Here is a 17,255-nt window from a genome sequence, read left to right as displayed (position 1 = left end):
GAGATGCGGTATAAAGCCTGAATTACCAATGAAATAGGTAACGATTTAGAAACAACTGAGGTGCATGGCTCCACTTTATCTTTCATAGATTCAAATAACTCTTTAGACAAAGATATATAATTTTTCAACATGAAAATCTGTTCTCAATAATATTTTATTTTTCCTGTTTTAGTTCGTTTTTGATGACCTGTCAAACAGAAATGGAGTTGAAATACCCCAACACTAAATACACCTATATTGTATTAGACTTTATATTCAAAAGTGTATTATTATATATGTTTATCAGCAATTTACGAAACGAAAAAATCTATAGTCTCCGATTACGTAAAAAAGATTGCTGAACATTTTCAATCAGATTGAAATGTCCAGCAACTTTATGTTTTATTCAGAAGATAAGCAAATTAAGGCATTGTTCTGAAATGTCACCGATCCCGTAAAACATCCATTACCAGCCTGAATTTTGAATTAATTTCGAATTATTATTCATAGCACTTGCCGGTATTGGCAGCAGCATCTGTGGCCCCCACGAAGCATTCTCTCCCCAGCGCATTATATTGGCATATGTTACATTGTATATCCCACCCGAATATTTATCGAATATACTTCTACTGTTCGTTCTGAGATACTCCAACGTTGCATTCGGAGTTTGCCCTTGTGTAGTAACTGCCTCAAACTGATTGAAGGCCTGCATAGCTTCCACAGTACGCCCCAGTTCTATCGAAGCCTCTAACTTGAAATAAAGAGCTTTTAGATAGTTGGCTCTATCATTTGTGATATTTATAATCCCTGCTTCTAAAATTGCATTTGCTCTATCTAATGCTCGTGCATAATCTTTTTTCATTAAATATATGAGTGCGGCATTATTCAAAGCACCTTCTTTGTAGATACGACTGGCTTGGGGCGTTATTGCAAGATCGGCTAAAGCAAAATTATACACATCGGCAACCTTGTTTCTTGGTAAGGAGTTTATATCCAACTGCGATGACGACAATATAGGCACATCGCCAAACATTATACTCAAATTGAGAAGTAACGTACCTCTCCAAAATCTCAAATCAGCTCTAAACCGATTTTGTGTTTCGGTATCCAAAGCTTCAATTTCGAGGTATGTATTGATTTGTTTGATGGCTTTATATGAACTTGTCCACAAAGAGTCGAGCTGACTATTGTTACTTTTCATCGTCAGCCTTTTACTCAGATCCGAAAAATTTCTGTCAAAAATTCCAAAAAAATCATTTGCCCTTAGATATAATACAGAGCACTCACTCATGTTGTTCATCGAAATTGTATCGGGGGTCGATACTGCCACAGGCCATACAAAATTGTCCGAAACAAGATGTGCTATTTCATTTTGCCCGGCGATAGAGATATATGCATTGGGCATTTTGTCATTGTCGTCTATTTTTCCGTCTGCATTCAGATCCATCAGTACTAACCCACCGGGCATTTTATTATATCCGGCAGGATAAGCCGGCAAAGATTCAGCCTGTTCCCGAGTAGTTATTATACCACCTACAGAGAACCCTTTGTATAAGGTTTTCTGATCGCCTTTTTCTACTGTATAATAATATGTCTGATCAGAAACCAGATTAAATGCTGCTCTTCCGGCGGTGTCTGTTGTAAGTGTTGCAACGAGCGATGAGCTTATCTGGTTGTAAATTTTTATTGTAGCCTCTTTTGCTTTCATCGCCTCAGTATTGTTTTCGGGAGACCATTTTTCATTCCAGTTCCACACTTCAAAAACGACTGTTTTTTCGGCAACTCGGGGAATCAGCTTATTAACAAAGAATACGAGACTATTAGCAATTATTTTCACAGAATCGATAGCAATACCATTTATTGAAATTGCATTTCCATTGACCGTAATAGAAAGCGAATCTCCACTTAAAGCTTTGAGTTTTTTTAGTGTCTTTAATTTCTCCACATTAAATTTTCCGACTACAACATGTCTTTTCAATTCATCGGATGAAATAAGGTTCGGTGCGGTTGCTCTAAGAGATAATGCCGCATCAGATACGCCAAACAAGGTAAACTCCTTTCCATCTACATTGCTTAAATCCAATAGTTTGAGAGATTGGGCAAATGTGCTCATTCCGGGAACAGCTTCCAGAGCAGTGGTAACAGACTCGATTTCTACCTGGGCCGGATTTTGATTTCCGTTTCCACCCTCATCATCATCGTTACATGAAAAAGTTAGCGAGATAAAAGCTAACACAATCAAGTAATACATTTTTTTCATAGTGGTTTAATTTAGTAAATATTATAATCAGTGAAAATTATGGCATTCATTCTCTGAAACTAGTTAAAAATCGGATATCGACCTTCTATTTGTTTTAGTCCTTCCTACGGATGGCTTACCTCTTCTATTTTGGTTATTTACCTGATAAATAAAGAATACAACTAACAAGCTTTCTATACCTGCGATCCATATAATCCGCTTCCATATGTAAGATCTGAAATATTGATATAATGGTTCCAGAGAATACTTTATTTGTTCTTGCGTCTCATCTGTATTGATATACGCTTCGCTATATTCCTTCATTGCAGGATATTCTTCGAACAACTCTTTTACAGAAAGCATTCCTTCTTCTGCCTCGGATATATAGCCCTTTGCATAGGTAGCTCCGGCTAGCAGAAAAACCTGAATAAAAAGCATTACTGCCACAAACAATAGCAAAATATAATACAGCGGATTAAATTTAAATCTCGGATATATCCACTTGACTAAGCCTGCACCGATAAGAATCAGTAAAATTGTAACTACCAGTGCTATTATAAAGCAAGAAAAGATATTCTCAATAATAAGGTAAAACATATGGCTATAGTAAGATTTCAGGTCTCAGACCTCTTTGTTTTTTGTGTAAAGGTAAACCTACGTCTTCGTCTGTAGAAGGCAAACACATAGATTTACCCATTCATTTTTCTAATTATAAGAAGCTTACTCAACACTCAATTCCTCCAGAATATTTTCGACCCCGGCAGCTTCTGCGTAATCATTTTCTGTATTTATAATCGTTTCATCCCGATTTATATCTAATCCGAAATCTTGAGTAACCTCCGACTTACGAAGTTTAGTAAGTACATCATATTGCGTTTTTGTTGAGCTATACAATCTTCCGCCTTCCTGTGCAATATAAACCAACACCCCCGGGCCATCTTTCAGGTATTTTCCATGCGTAAACGCTGCCATGGGATTCGAAATAAAAGCTATTCCCCCCGATAAGCCTTGAGCTACAACACTTGTAGCATCGGCAGTTAAACCAAGAAGAGAGGCCAATACATCCGGAGCCTGTAATACCAACTGGGTAATACTTACTCTGTTTCCATCTTGGTCTGTAATTTCAGTTTTCACATAACCCTGACCATCTTCGGAACGGATCTGTTCTCCATTGGCATCGATTAAGGGTACTGTTTTTTGCGTATAAAAATTTATTCTGTCAGTATAGTTTTTTACGTAAGTATACATCGAGTCTACGGTCAATATATAGGCATCAACCTCTTTTACACCACTCATTTTTTCGGGAAGTCCTGCCCATTTAGGCTTGCCTCCATTTTCTTTTTTCTTTCTTTCCTTCTCTTCCTTTTCTTTGGCTTTTTTCGCCGCTTTCTCTTGCTTTTCTCTCTCTCTTTGCTCCTTTTTCTGTTCATTACTATCCTGGCTGTATATCATCACAGGTTGAAATGTAAGAGACAGGGTAAATAATACTAAAATAATTGTTCTCATAATCGTAATATTTTCAGTTTAATAATTTGTTTCGTAAGTTTTATACCTATATACCTACTCCCATCACTTTACGTTGAAGCTTTACATGGTATTTGTACCTTTTACCATTAGTTATATCTATTCGTATCGGTTTATTGTAATTATTATCCGAATGTTCGAAATAGAGTACTTTATAACGATTAGGTACTTTTATTCTGAAGATACCTTTCGTATCGGTTTGCCCAAGCCGCATCATCTTTTTCTTATCCGCATCAGGATCTTCCGAACCGTAAATGATTACATTAGACAGATATTGATTTTGGTATTCAATATCTGTAACCAGACCTCCTATGGTGCGCGAACTGTTCAACAGATCTTCTTCTCTTTTCTCTATCAGGGCATTGGCACAAAATTTATCAGAGGGATTCTGCTTTAAAAGATGCCTCATAAGAGCAATTACCGTGTTTTTGTACCAATACATACTATCTACTTCCGAATCAAAATCCTCATCCTGAAACAGACTCAACTTCTGTACATTTCGGTCGTACTCGTCTATCTTACTCTTTATTTTTTCATAACGCTTAGCCTCTTCTACTTTAGAACTTAGAGATGTACCTTCGGGTCTGTCCTTACAACCTTCGGCTTCTTTATAGTAGCGAATGGCATCAGTATATGCCCCATCTCTGAAATACTCATTTCCGAGTTCGAAATTTTTATTGAAGCATTCCTTTTTCGGGAAAATAAAAAATCCATACACACGTTGAGCTATATCTGTCATCTCATAAGAGAAATCTTCATAACCTGCGGCTTTGATAGTCACATTTAACTTTGAAGCACCCGAAACAGGTATGCTCAGTTCGTATACATAAAACGAAGACTCGTTTTTTCCTTGGTTGATGAATTTCAGCCCTTCGTTCGTTATAATCTGCATATCGTCTATATTGGCAAAGAACTGGTAAATAGCATTTGAATTTTTCGATGGTATCAGGTTGTCTTTTTCAATGAGGGTCAATTCATTCTTAGGAATTGTAACACGTACTTTTATGTATTCCTTAGGTTGAAGACCAGTCACATTATATTCCTGTTCTATAACCAATGGTGCAGCAATATAAAACTTCCGTTTTTTACCCGATTCTATATCCAGAATAGCTTTGTAAGAATATGTACCATCCGGTAATTGGGTTTTCTCAAAATCTTCCATCACCGAGCGAGGTTTAATATCGCTGTCGGTAGAAATAATTTCAAAGCAAGCTTTTCCATCTTCGTAATAATCTGTAGTACGGCTTATCTGCTCAATTGTCATTTCTTTTTGTGCAAATAATACTGTCGGCATAAGTATAGCGATGAGTATAAAAACGTTTTTCAAGCTCTTCATTTCAATGTATTTATATTGAGTAATTTTAACTGTTTCGTCTCCATCCTTTCGAAGAGACCCCGAGGGGGGGGATTACCAATCCAATAAAGAGTCTGAGACCTTATAAATCAAAATCGCTCAAACTGAAAATTTCATCTTCCGGCAACTTTTGGGTCTGAGCTTTGTCGAGATAGTCAGGTTGCCATGTACGTACATGTATCTTAGGGGCATCCTCATTACTGAAGTCCCAAAGTAAAAAGACATAGCCTGTGTCGTGGTAATTATCGGATGTCCATCCTTGATGGAGCAGAACTCCGTAATAATTAGGATTTTTAGCTTGTACCACTTTTATGTCGTTGAAAATAACCTTGATGTATTTTTTTGCACGAAATATATTTTTCAGGTTATTCAGGTATTCCTGTTTGCTTTGTTTTTTATAAGTAACCCTGGTTTCGTATTGTCCGTCTAACTTATATGATTGAATTACATTGCCTGTAATTATAAGTGCATCATCACTGAATATCTGAGTCAGGAATGAAATATCTTTTGTGTTATACGCAGTGCGAAATTGCTCTACATAATCAAGAATTAACTGGCGACGGCGTAAATCCGTTACTTCCAGATTACTCTTCATCACATTCATATACAGGTTTAAAGCCAACGTCAGATAAAAACTAGTTATCTGTCCGTTGGCGTCGAAACTGACGACAACTTCCTGATATTCGTCATCATTCATAGCACCATCCATAGGTTTCAAGATCAAGGGTATATTACGTATCTGATATTCCGATCCGTTTTGTATAGCCCTCTCTACTATCTCTATATCAATACAGCGAAAAGGTACGTTTTCCCATAACATAGCAAGGGATTCGACCGCACGTTGTGAGAGGTTACATTTTGAAAGGTTTAAAGCTCGGTTTTCCGACTGAGCCGTATTGATCTCGGTAAGTAAATTACCGATAGACTCTTCCGCATTATTTTTCAATAAACCATTGTTTAGCCCATCATTTATAGTAACAGATACATTATTTTGGGCATTCAGAGAACAAGGTGCAGCAAAAACGAAGAGTAAAAGTAATATATGGGGTAGTTTATCTATATTCATAATTTAAATTGTTTTTAAATGTCTCAAACCGTTTCAGAATAATTGGAACCATAAGGCTCCACACCCTTTATAATTACTCAGACTGTCTTCGGTTCGGGTATTTAGATTTTTAAGATGTCCCTTATCCAATATGGCGACCACAGCTCCTTCTGGATTGTAAATCAATAAATAACAGTCGTTTGGAGATGTCATTGTTTTTAATTTTCCATATACCATTTTACGGGCGTTCTTCAGTTCTTGGAAATAAGGGGCTGCATCTTTAAATTGGGTTATGCCCGTAATCTTATTCAAAATATCTTGCGGTGTATCATCAGGATCAGCTGTTAGGGGGAGATCTGTAGTTTCGATTCTTTTCGGCTCTGTTTTGTGAATACCTTGAACTATCAGTGCCTGATCTGCATCCGTGGATACGGGACGGGATATGATGACCGAATTATCAGTATCCTCAACAGGTAAAATATTTTTCTTCTGCACATAAACAAAAGCTCTGTACATATTACCTCGCACAAGGCTAATATTCTCGCTATTTTCTATAATATCTCGTATTACAAGAGCCTGTGATTGCTTTATTTTTTTCTCGCCCGAAACCCATTCGTTTATATTATTTACGAGTATCTCTTTTGCCAGCTTCAAAGCCTCTTCCTGATTGGGCAGTGTAGCTTCGCCATAGATGTAATTTTTGCTTTTCTTAATCTTGTTGATTTCCTCTTTTTGCTTATCCGTATTCGTTTGGGCAAAAAGCATCGGTATAAAAGCAAAAAGAATAACAACCGTGAGTATTTTTTTCATAGAGCAGTTATTTTTTTTGTTTGACTCTTTTGTTCTGTGTTTCATAAAATAAATCGGTTACATTATGAGTTGGGATGTATGAATAGAGTTTCGCATCGATAGTCCCACCTAATTTACTTAGCTGCGATTTATCAAAGACAATGTAGAGTATATGATTGTAGCCAAGCTTTTTATTCTCCATTATTACCGAGGCTTTTATCTGTGACTCGTCTTGTGATTCTACGCCGAAGTATGGCGTGCATCCCGAATGGAGACAATAGCTGACCCATTGCTTTAAGGGGATAGTGAAATTAGTGGTATTCTGACCATATTTATATTGGGTAATGTTCAACAGGAAATTGTTTTCTATTTCGTCCGAAATCATTAAATTAGCTACCAACTCAACCGGATAATTCGTATCCGACAGTAAAGAGAAACCTCTATTAGCTTCTTTCTTGTAATACAAATTAGAATTCATGGACTCTAGAATATATTTCGCTCCCTGTCTGATATAATAATCGGTCTGCGGAACAGGTAACAACTTTTCTTTTTTCAAAGGATGAAGCTCTTTAGTATCGTATTGCTGATAGTTAATATCATTAAGCAGATTATCTTCTATCTCTATTTTATTCATTCCAAGCATCAATTCGTATTGTAGGGGAAAAGACATTGCAAAAACAGTTTTGTTACTTGCTTTTTCCGTCCAACTTATACGATAGTTTTTCAATTCCGATTGAGAAATTTCCAATATATGGGAAGGTGTTATTTTTTTCAGGTCGGGAAAATCTCCGTATTCGATTACAACCTTATCATCTCTGGTCATGGCGGCTATTCTGGTTCTGTCCTTTACCTGAATCAACTCCAATAAATACCTTTCAACAAAATCAAAAACAATGTTCATATTCCTATTCACTATCTGATCCCGGTTAAACAAATACACCCCGATATGATCGATCACCTTTTTCTGATCCACATGTATTACTACCGGATAGCCTTCCCAGAAAGAAACCGAATGATAACCCTCAGATTTATCTGTCGGTAGTTTTATCAGAAAAAGGTTTGCCATCTCCTCTAGTTTATGAGTCTTGTATAGATTACTGTTTTCCGAAAAAACAGGTAACGAGAAAAAGCAGATTATCAAACAATAATAAATCTTTTTCATACAGATACTTTTTGCTTTTTGCTCATGGCTATTTACCAATCATGACAGATTCGAACCCACCTGTTTTTTTATACCATCTTCCTTGTATCAGCCTGCCATTATCATATTCTCCGATGATGTAATCGCCGGCACCGGCTATTCTGTTTTTAGGGTCACGGCTATCGATCTGATGAGTTGTGCTAAATGTAAATGTAACCTGAGTACCATGAGGTTTACCGTTTTTAGAACCTCCTGTCCATTTTCCGTAAGATAATTGCCCCGAAGCACCAGTTTTAATATCAGTCTCTTGTTCTTTACTCGGTGTCTCTTTTTTTACTTTTACCGAAACAGAGGCAGTAGCCGTTCCTTTAGAGTCTTTCGCTTCTATGGTTGTTTCACCTGCTGCAATAGCTTTTACAATACCATTCTCCACACTTGCAATTTTACTGTCGGTAGAAATCCATCCTATATTTTCGCTCTTAGCTTCGGCTGGCAAAACAGTTACAGTCAGCGTATCAGCCTTACCAACAGATAAGTCGATGTTGGTTTTGCTTAAGATTATTGATGCAATAGAAACGTTTTTTGCCACCTCTTCCGATTCTTTCGGAGTCTCAATAGTATTGTCTGTAGACGGCTTGCTTATTAGTCCAAAATAAGCACCTATGCTTCCTCCAATTATTACTACAGCAGCTACAATCAGCATAATTCGCTTTTTTTTGCCGGAATCATTATCACCACCGCTAGTGCCTCCGTCTACTTTAACCAGTGGTTTTTCGCATTCCTCGCAGATGAATGGTATCGATTTTTCTACCTCCTGCACTTCTCTGTTTTCAGCTTTAGTACAGTCATCTATATTTTTACATACACCTTTTATTTTTGCCATTGTTTTATTGTTTTTTATTTTTCCACTAATTTGGTCTGAATAATAGCGATCGCAGCATTTTTAAATGTCACAAACTGAGCATCCAGATCGTTGTTTCCACACAATACCAAGACATCATTATTAAGCAGATCGGCTATTTTCTTTTTGAGTTCTACTTTCTTTTCATTATGTAGATAATCTGTATTTAATTTGGTTTCTACCAAGGCTGATACTCTCGACATATTACTATCACTGACCGATAGTTTATCTACAGCCTGTAAAACATGTTTTCCCATGTGTACCCAGTCGCCCACCATACCCAATTCATCAGCAAAACCAATCGCCCTAAAGGTCTCGCCTGTTGTCGGATCGGTTTTTTCCACAGTCAGATCCATGGCAAATGCCAGAATTGATGTAGGGATCAATTCTTTCTTCTTTTCGGCTATGGATTTTTCGAACAACGATGGTAATGCTTTTTTGAAACTCTCGGTATGGAGTACCATTTTATTTAGACTGGCTTTAGGACCTATAAGCATATCCTCATACTTAGTCTTGAGGTTGGCTACATTGGCTACAAAACGGAGAGGAAATCCGCTGGAGGCTGCAACTACTACAATCTGATTGGCTTTGTAGTTGGTCGACAAATCTTCATTTAGGTTAAAACCGGGGCAAATTTTACCAAACATATCCACAAATTTTTTCCTGAAATTAGTAGGATCATTGTATTCGGGTAAACTTAACTGTATCATACGCATCATCGATGTACTGCCTGAGGGCAAAACTTTTGCTATTTCTTCGTTGTTAAATTGCAGATAGCATTGTGCCGAACGAACCAAATCACGGACAAAATCCTCCAGGCGGTCGTCCGAATTGTATTCTTGTTTGATCTTTTCAAGTATATTTACATTGAGCATCTTTTGAGTAGGATCGGCAGTCGCCAGATCGTTCATCATTGCCGAGGCATTGGTAAGACATACTTTGATAAAAAGGTCTTCCATCGAATTCAGATCAAGTTTCTCAAAGAGTGAACTGAAACTGCGTTTACCATCTTCGCCCAACAGTTTAACGAGCTCGCCTCGTATTTGCGAAGCATTATGCTTCTGTTGCTGCTCGTCTGTGACAAAACGTTTAGTTGTTTCCCGTACCAATTCGGGGTCATATTTTTTTACGATCTTAGCATCCCCATTCGCTTCTTTCGATTTTGGTTTACATTTAGCTTCAACCTGAATGTCGACTCTATTGAGCATCTCAGTCAACATAGCATGGAAAGCCATTACATTATTCTGCATCTGTACCAATTCGTTTTGAACCGACATCAATAATTCGGAGGCATAACGATAACCCTCTATACGGGTCTGCACGCTATAGAACTCGCATTTAACTGTTTTATACGAAGCAAATATCTTGGATGATGCATTTGTTATGGCATCCCTCAGCCATCCTATATTATTCCATTCATCATTGCAGTATTTAATTTCCGGAAGAATTTCCTGTTCGAGACAGGATTCATATTCAGCTATCTTTTCTTTAAATTTAGGTATCCTCGACTCACAATCTTCTATCAGTAGATTTACATATTTTTCTATTTCGAGAGTAGACTTGGCACCACTTCGCCATTCCTGAAAAAGTTTCTCCTCGATATGCCGACGGATATATGCCGCATAGGCATTTTTTTCGCCTCGCTGTATTTTGTAAAACTCTTTTACTCCCTGACTCCGATAATTGGTATTGAATTGTAACTCACACGAATTGGTAAAATCGCTCAGCCAATCTTTCTTTTCTTTATTGGCTTGCGTGTCTTCTGCAAAAAATTGTGTCCATGTTTCCCATCCCGAAGCAATCTCTTTCCATTTTTTAGTAGCAACACTTTCGACTAGTGGTTTGGACAAGGTCAGGTAATTATCCGTTAAGAGTAATTCTTCGCGTGTTTTTTTCTCTTGTATATCTGCTTTAAAGCCCAGACCGACTTCTGCCATAGAACACTCGTCAAATCCGATTCCATCACGCCATATATTATATTGTAATTGACGAGTAGCCTGACGGGCAAAGTTGTAGGTTACATATTCTTCAACTTCTGTTTCGGGATATTCTACCCGCTTGACTCCAAATGCTAAAAAGCGTCTTCCATGAACGGGAGCTCCTGCACCGTCACGCTCGGGTTCGGCACCATCATTTTCACAGCCTACCAAACGAGCCATCTGCCCACCAACCGACATATTGGCTGATATGATCTTCTGAAAAAGAAAATCGGATACCGCTGCCGATATTTCGCCACCTAGCTGAAGCTGTCGTCCCGCCTCGTTTATATTAGAAAACAGGTAAGCGGCTTCAAAAGCATCGCATCCGTCCAGCAATCTCTTAACCGACCCATATTCATCTTTAGACAAACCACTGACATCAAACGGCTTGTAAGCCCCAACACTCAAAGCATTCAGCTCCGACAAAGCGGCATAACCGTTAGCCTGATAGTAGCCTGCATTGTGAACAGGATTGGCAACAATGATTTCAGGGACATAGAGATAGAGGTGTATTTTATATTGATCGCCTACACCATGTTGTGGAGCATAATATTTTCGGATTTGTGCTATGGTATCTATTACTGAACCTGAGCCTGTACCTCCGGCCAGCCCTGCACATATGTGGAATGTTACAACATTTTCTTTGCTTTTATCGACAAGCCTTTGTACTGTAGCCAAGAGACGGGTTGTAAAACGTTGCTGCTCATCTCCACTCTGATTATTAGCAAATAATATTCGCCCCAAGCGGCGACGCTGTCCACCGATACCTGCGGCAATAAGAGCACCGATATCATCTAATTGCTTTCGGTCTTGGTCATTAATAAAAGACTGAATACCGGGATAGAGATGCAGGTTGTCCAGAACATTTGCTCCCACTCCATGTATGGATACTTTTTGTGCATCCATAAGATGCACAGAGCCTCCCATTGTTTTCCAATCGGATCTGTCCCCTAAGTCTGCAGGAGAAGAGTCTACATATAAATACTCAATATTAACCTTTGCCGAAGGCTCATTGCTTCTGAACTCTTCGTAGATACGCTTACGCATTTCACGAAGAATTTTTCCACCTGTACCACCCAACCCGATGATAAGATGATTCTTGACTGTTGGACTATTCATAGATATTACGGTATATTTATTATTACTTCTTGTTTCACTATCTCCGGATTAATAGTTATTATCCTATCAACAAGCAGGCTTGGATACTACTTTTGATTCTATCAACTATCATTTGAATTGACTGCTAAAATCTTTATTGCACTGAAAATTGGAGGGTATGTTGATTTCTTAATAAGCATTAAAGTTGGGAGAAGGGATACCTTTCTTGGAGAGAAATGGAATATACCCGACAATTGGAAGGTTAATAAAAAAAACATCCATATCATAGATAGATTTTTAGTCCAGAATATGAATAATGAGCCCATATATTTACAGGTGTTTATGTTATTAGATTATTATATAGTTATATTGCAAATTTTATGCTTTTATAATTAAATCCATACCCTATTTCTAGGGTATGGATTTAATTAAATAATTTTGTTTTAGTTAAAAATCGAAAAGCACTTGTCAATAAACCATAGAAACGATGAATCAGCCAATTAAAATCCTTATTGCCGATGATCATGAAGCCATAATCTATTTTGTCTCCAAGTATATCTCTCAAAGCATTGCTAATGTTGAGGTATCTGATTTTAAGGATGGAGAGTCTGTTATTAAGGATATTGATAAGCATCATTACGATATTTATATCCTTGATATTCAATTCAGGGATATGCTCGGATTCGAATTAATAAAATGTATCAGGAAAGTATATAAAAATGCGAAAATAATAGTTTTTACAATGCACAATGAGATGTGGTTTATTAACGAATTAAAACACATGGCTGTTAATGGAATCATCCTTAAATCGTCTCCCATAGAGTGTTTAAAGGATGCAATTATCGAAGTCTATAACGGAGGTAAATATTATTGCGGACATTATACAGAATTGAACAATCCATATAACCTGAATAATCCGGATGCCGATTTGTTACTGGAGAATTTCAGCAAAAAAGATTTAGAAGTCTTGCAGTTTATAGCAGAAGGTTACACAACAAAAGAAATAGCATTAAAAATGGGATGGTCTGAAGAGACTGTAAAATCGTACCGTAAAAACAGGCTGCTTAAAGGTTTTAACGTAAAAAACCCTGCAAGCCTGGTAGCCAGGGCTGCATTACAAAAGTACATCCGGAAAATAAAGCCTAAAGGAAACGATTAATATAAGGTCTTTTTTTATTGCTTTGGTAAGCAAAACAACTATAAGTAGTTATAACTGTAAAACTTGGCATTAAATAGTTGTAATTACTTAATTGATTGGAGCTACTACTTTAATATCAGTACCATGCTGAGGATCGGATTCTATCAATAACGTGCCATTTATAAAATTAGTCCTTTCCTTTATTGTTTTCAGCCCAAATCCGGTAAATACTTTATTCTGATCGAATCCTATACCATTATCCTTTATCTGTATCCTTATTTCTTTGTCATTTTTTGTCAACATAGTATAAATATGGGTTGCTTTCGAGTATTTCTGAGCATTTCCAACCGCTTCTTGTACAATTCTGTATATTTCTACCGCCAGCTCCGAAGACATATCCTCCCAACCCTCCTCCGGTTTTATGTCAAGTAGTATTTTTGCTTTATCCAACTGGTTTTGTTGCTCTGTATAATTTCTCAAAATATCGGTTAGTGGGGTATACTTAAAGATAGGGGGCATTAATTCGTGAGATATATTTCTCACATTAGTATGAAGCGTCTGCAAATCATCAATCATCGTTTTCCTGTTGCTATGCTCAACTTCCATTTTCATTTTTAATGTAACAATCTCGTTCGAAATATTGTCATGAAGTTCTTTTGCCAGCCTATACCGTTCACTTTCCAATCCTTCGAGATACGATTGAATCTGCTTTTTGCGGCTTTCCCCCATTAGTCTTAATTGCTTTAGCCTGTTGTATAAGAAAAATAATACCAAAAGAATGGCAGTAATAATAAATCCACCGATCATCAAGGCAATATTAAAACGCATCAATTGTTTCTCTTCATTCAATTTGCTTATTTCCAAATCCTTATCAGCAGTTTTGTATAGAGCGTAAAATTCGTTCAACTTTGCATCCGATTCTTTTTTGTATAGAGAATCCTGCATGGCATATGCTAATGTCCGATATTCTAATGCTCTTTTATAATCTCCTGCACCTTTTTCCAATACATCAGCTACCATATTATAGATACTTGGATCTGCATCTTTTAATTCTTTTTTCGAATCCAATTCTATAAACTTGGCAACAAGAGGAACTGCTTCCTTATATTTCGACTGTAAAACCAATATATCGGCTTTACTGGCATAAAATAGCTCTCCCCTGCTAAATTGATTTTTCTCAGCCAGATTATCAACTAAATTCAGAAAATATTCACATGAATCGATGTTTTTTACGGCAAAATAATCACGAGCCAAAGTTTGGTACGCAGTTCCTAAATAATAGTGAGACTCTTTAATATGCGGCATAGCCAATTGCAGTGTATCTATAGACGATCGATAAAGTTTACTCTTGTACAAATGCCCTCCGAGATTACATAATAATTTACCATACGTGAGTTTTTCATTGCTATTCGCTGCATCAATCACAGCTTTTCGGCTAAATTCGATTGCTTTATCCTGTTTACCCCACTTCTGATACATCGCCGCCAGGTTTGTATAAATATATAGCCTGTTATGTTTATTTTCGACCTTATCATATATTTGAAGGGCGTCCTCAAAATATTTCAATGCATTCGGATAATCTTTGTTTTTAACGTAAATAACAGCCATTTGATTATATGCATCAAGCATTCTTAGGGTATCTTTAGCTTCCTTCAAAGCACCTATTGTTTTCTTTGTATAAATAAGGCTCGAGTCCGTAGCTCCTCTTATGCTGTATGCATAAGACATATTCTGATACTCATTTCCCAATTGCAATTTATTTCCCTGATATTGCAAATTGAGTGCGATTGCTTTTTTAGTGTAAAAGAGTAGCGAATCTATTTTATCCTGTTCTCCATAAGCTGTCGCCATATTGTTATAAGCTTCTTCTTTTAAAGAGTATTCTTTAGTTTCAGTTAATATACTTAATACTTTGCGATTGCTTAATAAATAGTTTATAATATCTCCTTCTTGAAAAAATAAATCCGAAGCATAGAGGTAGGCTCTAGCCTGCTCTTTTTTGTCATTCTGCTGAGTCGCTAATTTTAAAGCCTTATCCGTAGATTCTTTTAACAACTCTGGCTCGACTCTTTTAAAATAGACAAATTCTGCCAGATCGTTCCAACCCTTAGCATTATTATTTTTTTCTGCATTGCTGTGCAGGGTTGCTAAATCTTGTGATAGTAAGACAACTGGCATAATAACAAAAACAATAAGAGTACTTAGATGTTTAGCTATTTTCATAGAGTATTTAGTTTTAGATAAAAGATTTCTACAAAAATATAATATTATAGTAAAGGTAAATCAATTTAGTTATTAAGTTTCATGGAAAATTGTGCCCATTTGTATTTCGAGCCTGCTTAAATTTACTAGAAATGAACAATTAAAGGATTTATTTAATTGATATAAAGGATGTTTGTTTGAAGAGACTAGACTAATAAGAAATACATCCGACAGATTTAAGAGAAACCCTGTGACTACTATGATTATCCTAAATGAGAGTTGGTTCACTACTATTTGGAAGAAAAAAATGCATACAACTAGATAATTAGGATAAAATCTCAGTCAATAATAAAATAGTGGCTTCTTTTCAATAAGTTGGATAAACTTATTTATGTATCATTCATCTCTTTGTTACATTCAGAAATACTCCAACCTCTCAAGCTGGTTCTAGCTGCTTTTCGCAAGTAATTTCTGTCAGATTCAGGAATTAAACTTATGCTGGTTACTTTTAGAGCCTTACTCTTTTGTACTCTTAACTCTACAGTCCTCACATATTAAAAGAACCTAAAAGCCATTATTGTCTTTTACTGCCTTTTTGCAGAAAAACAACAGGCATTCAATTTTTATTTTGCATTTAAACTGTAAATAAAATATTACATTTACACAGTTTCCTATTTTTGGGAGAAAAGTTTGATAGTATCAAATCAATCGTTTTTCCAAAAATAAGTTACTTTAGTAATCGTTTTCCATTACACTACTCCAGTTCAAATTCATCAAATTGTGAAAAAAAAGTTCAATGAAGCTGTCATTTCTACGATAAAAAATCGAATGCCGGATGGCGAGCAGATAGCTCCATTCTTGGGCAATTTACTTTTTTTAGGAAAAGAAGCTATTTATCGCAGGCTTAGAGGCGATGTTGTTTTTACGTTCGAAGAGTTTGCTGTTATTTCTACCAGGCTAGGGTTTTCTGTAGACAGCATTGCGGGACTAAAACAATCGGATCGGATGTTTTTTTGATACCAATTTACACCGCAATCTACCACCCGAAGATACGGTCGGCAATTTCGGGCTCTTCTGTTATATTAGATTTGTTGAAAGCTATTTTGGTAATTGTATATACATAGCCGGGCTTGAATTCAGTAATAGGATTTGTTCCGTTATTAAAACCTGTTACAGTAATGAACTTATCGACTATATTGCCTTCGCCGTCGGTAACATTTTCTCCTTGGGCATCTTTTACATTTTTCAGACGAAGTACTATGCGTGGTAGATTTTTGTCTCCTGCCTCCACATTCTTAGCTGCGAATACATTGTAGCCCCATACATTTGCAGGTTTTATGGAAACTCCGATTGTAGCATTTCCTGCCTTTGTTCCCAGAGACGTAGCCGACCAGTCTTTAAGAGCCGGAGCATGATAAGCTTCCAGATAATTAGCGGGAATATTCAGGTTGTTTTTAAGTATACCGGTTGTTGGAATTACTCCGTCGACTTGTGCCCGGGTGTAGTAATTATTAACAAATATACCGGACAGGTCAAAAGTGACATCCGATGCAAAGACCTCTTTGATTTCGAGACGTGCCACTATGGGAGCCAGTATGATGGCGGTTTTGTAATCGTTATCTCCTATTGCTTCCTTGGTCCTGATGGAGTGGAAACGATAAAAGTTACGCAAGAGACCCCTATGTATATTTATGTTGTGTGTGACTTATGCGATAAAATTCATGAATTTGCAAAAAGCTTTTCATTGACTCTTAGCCCCGATGGAGAAGGATATTTTGGTTTTAGCAGCGGATTTAATGTTTATATTGAAGTTATGAGTTTCAGAAAACTTATAGAAGACGCCAAAATGCGGAATAAAATTTTCTT

General features: G+C 36.8%; 14 protein-coding genes. 3 read left to right on the top strand and 11 right to left on the bottom strand.

What is annotated here, in order from left to right; genetic code table 11:
* Positions 1-445 precede the first annotated feature (445 nt).
* From CLV62_RS08180 to CLV62_RS08140, 9 genes are all read right to left on the bottom strand, one after another.
* Positions 446-2,239 carry a RagB/SusD family nutrient uptake outer membrane protein gene (locus CLV62_RS08180; RefSeq protein WP_110310297.1) on the bottom strand — a complete coding sequence of 598 codons (1,794 nt, stop codon included), beginning with the start codon at positions 2,237-2,239 and terminating at the stop codon, positions 446-448.
* Positions 2,240-2,302: 63 nt separating this feature from the next.
* Positions 2,303-2,815, bottom strand: a complete 513-nt coding sequence (locus CLV62_RS08175) for a hypothetical protein (protein WP_110310296.1) — start codon at positions 2,813-2,815, stop codon at positions 2,303-2,305.
* Between the two features lie 123 nt (positions 2,816-2,938).
* Entirely contained in the window at positions 2,939-3,724 is a 786-nt protein-coding gene (locus tag CLV62_RS08170) for a hypothetical protein (RefSeq protein WP_110310295.1), read from the bottom strand.
* Positions 3,725-3,770: 46 nt separating this feature from the next.
* Positions 3,771-5,078, bottom strand: a complete 1,308-nt coding sequence (locus CLV62_RS08165; RefSeq protein ID WP_110310294.1) for a hypothetical protein — start codon at positions 5,076-5,078, stop codon at positions 3,771-3,773.
* A 100-nt stretch (positions 5,079-5,178) separates the two neighbouring features.
* Positions 5,179-6,162 carry a Cif family virulence factor gene (locus CLV62_RS08160; RefSeq protein ID WP_110310293.1) on the bottom strand — a complete coding sequence of 328 codons (984 nt, stop codon included), beginning with the start codon at positions 6,160-6,162 and terminating at the stop codon, positions 5,179-5,181.
* A 33-nt stretch (positions 6,163-6,195) separates the two neighbouring features.
* The gene (locus CLV62_RS08155; RefSeq protein ID WP_146212720.1) at positions 6,196-6,951 is read right to left on the bottom strand and encodes a hypothetical protein; all 756 of its coding nucleotides are present in this window, start codon (positions 6,949-6,951) and stop codon (positions 6,196-6,198) included.
* 7 nt (positions 6,952-6,958) lie between these two features.
* Entirely contained in the window at positions 6,959-8,092 is a 1,134-nt protein-coding gene (locus CLV62_RS08150) for a beta clamp domain-containing protein (protein ID WP_110310291.1), read from the bottom strand.
* Between the two features lie 28 nt (positions 8,093-8,120).
* Positions 8,121-8,954 (bottom strand): Ig-like domain-containing protein, encoded by an 834-nt coding sequence (locus CLV62_RS08145; RefSeq protein WP_110310290.1) that lies wholly within the window; start codon positions 8,952-8,954, stop codon positions 8,121-8,123.
* A 14-nt stretch (positions 8,955-8,968) separates the two neighbouring features.
* Positions 8,969-12,070: a tubulin-like doman-containing protein gene (locus tag CLV62_RS08140; protein WP_110310289.1), complete on the bottom strand. Its 3,102-nt coding sequence runs from the start codon at positions 12,068-12,070 to the stop codon at positions 8,969-8,971.
* Positions 12,071-12,536: 466 nt separating this feature from the next.
* On the opposite strand from CLV62_RS08140, the gene CLV62_RS08130 reads away from it, so the two are divergent.
* Entirely contained in the window at positions 12,537-13,208 is a 672-nt protein-coding gene (locus CLV62_RS08130; protein ID WP_110310287.1) for a response regulator transcription factor, read from the top strand.
* An 87-nt stretch (positions 13,209-13,295) separates the two neighbouring features.
* On the opposite strand, the gene CLV62_RS08125 is transcribed toward CLV62_RS08130, so the two are convergent.
* Complete coding sequence (locus tag CLV62_RS08125) at positions 13,296-15,410, bottom strand: ATP-binding protein (RefSeq protein WP_110310286.1); 2,115 nt, start codon at positions 15,408-15,410, stop codon at positions 13,296-13,298.
* 759 nt (positions 15,411-16,169) lie between these two features.
* Between CLV62_RS08125 and CLV62_RS08120 the strand changes: the two genes are divergently transcribed.
* Complete coding sequence (locus tag CLV62_RS08120) at positions 16,170-16,406, top strand: hypothetical protein (RefSeq protein ID WP_146212719.1); 237 nt, start codon at positions 16,170-16,172, stop codon at positions 16,404-16,406.
* Between the two features lie 19 nt (positions 16,407-16,425).
* Here the strand turns inward: CLV62_RS08120 and CLV62_RS08115 are convergent, their stop codons facing one another.
* Entirely contained in the window at positions 16,426-17,061 is a 636-nt protein-coding gene (locus CLV62_RS08115) for a hypothetical protein (RefSeq protein WP_110310284.1), read from the bottom strand.
* A gap of 9 nt (positions 17,062-17,070) precedes the next feature.
* On the opposite strand from CLV62_RS08115, the gene CLV62_RS21930 reads away from it, so the two are divergent.
* The coding region (locus tag CLV62_RS21930) for a hypothetical protein (RefSeq protein WP_221409228.1) at positions 17,071-17,255 on the top strand (185 nt) is incomplete at its 3' end.

It is taken from the genome of Indolivaga alginatilytica, from assembly GCF_003201355.1.
GTDB lineage: Bacteria > Bacteroidota > Bacteroidia > Bacteroidales > Dysgonomonadaceae > Dysgonomonas_A > Dysgonomonas_A alginatilytica.
Note: the sequence above shows the minus strand (reverse complement) of the source record. Positions and strands in the feature narration are given on the sequence as shown.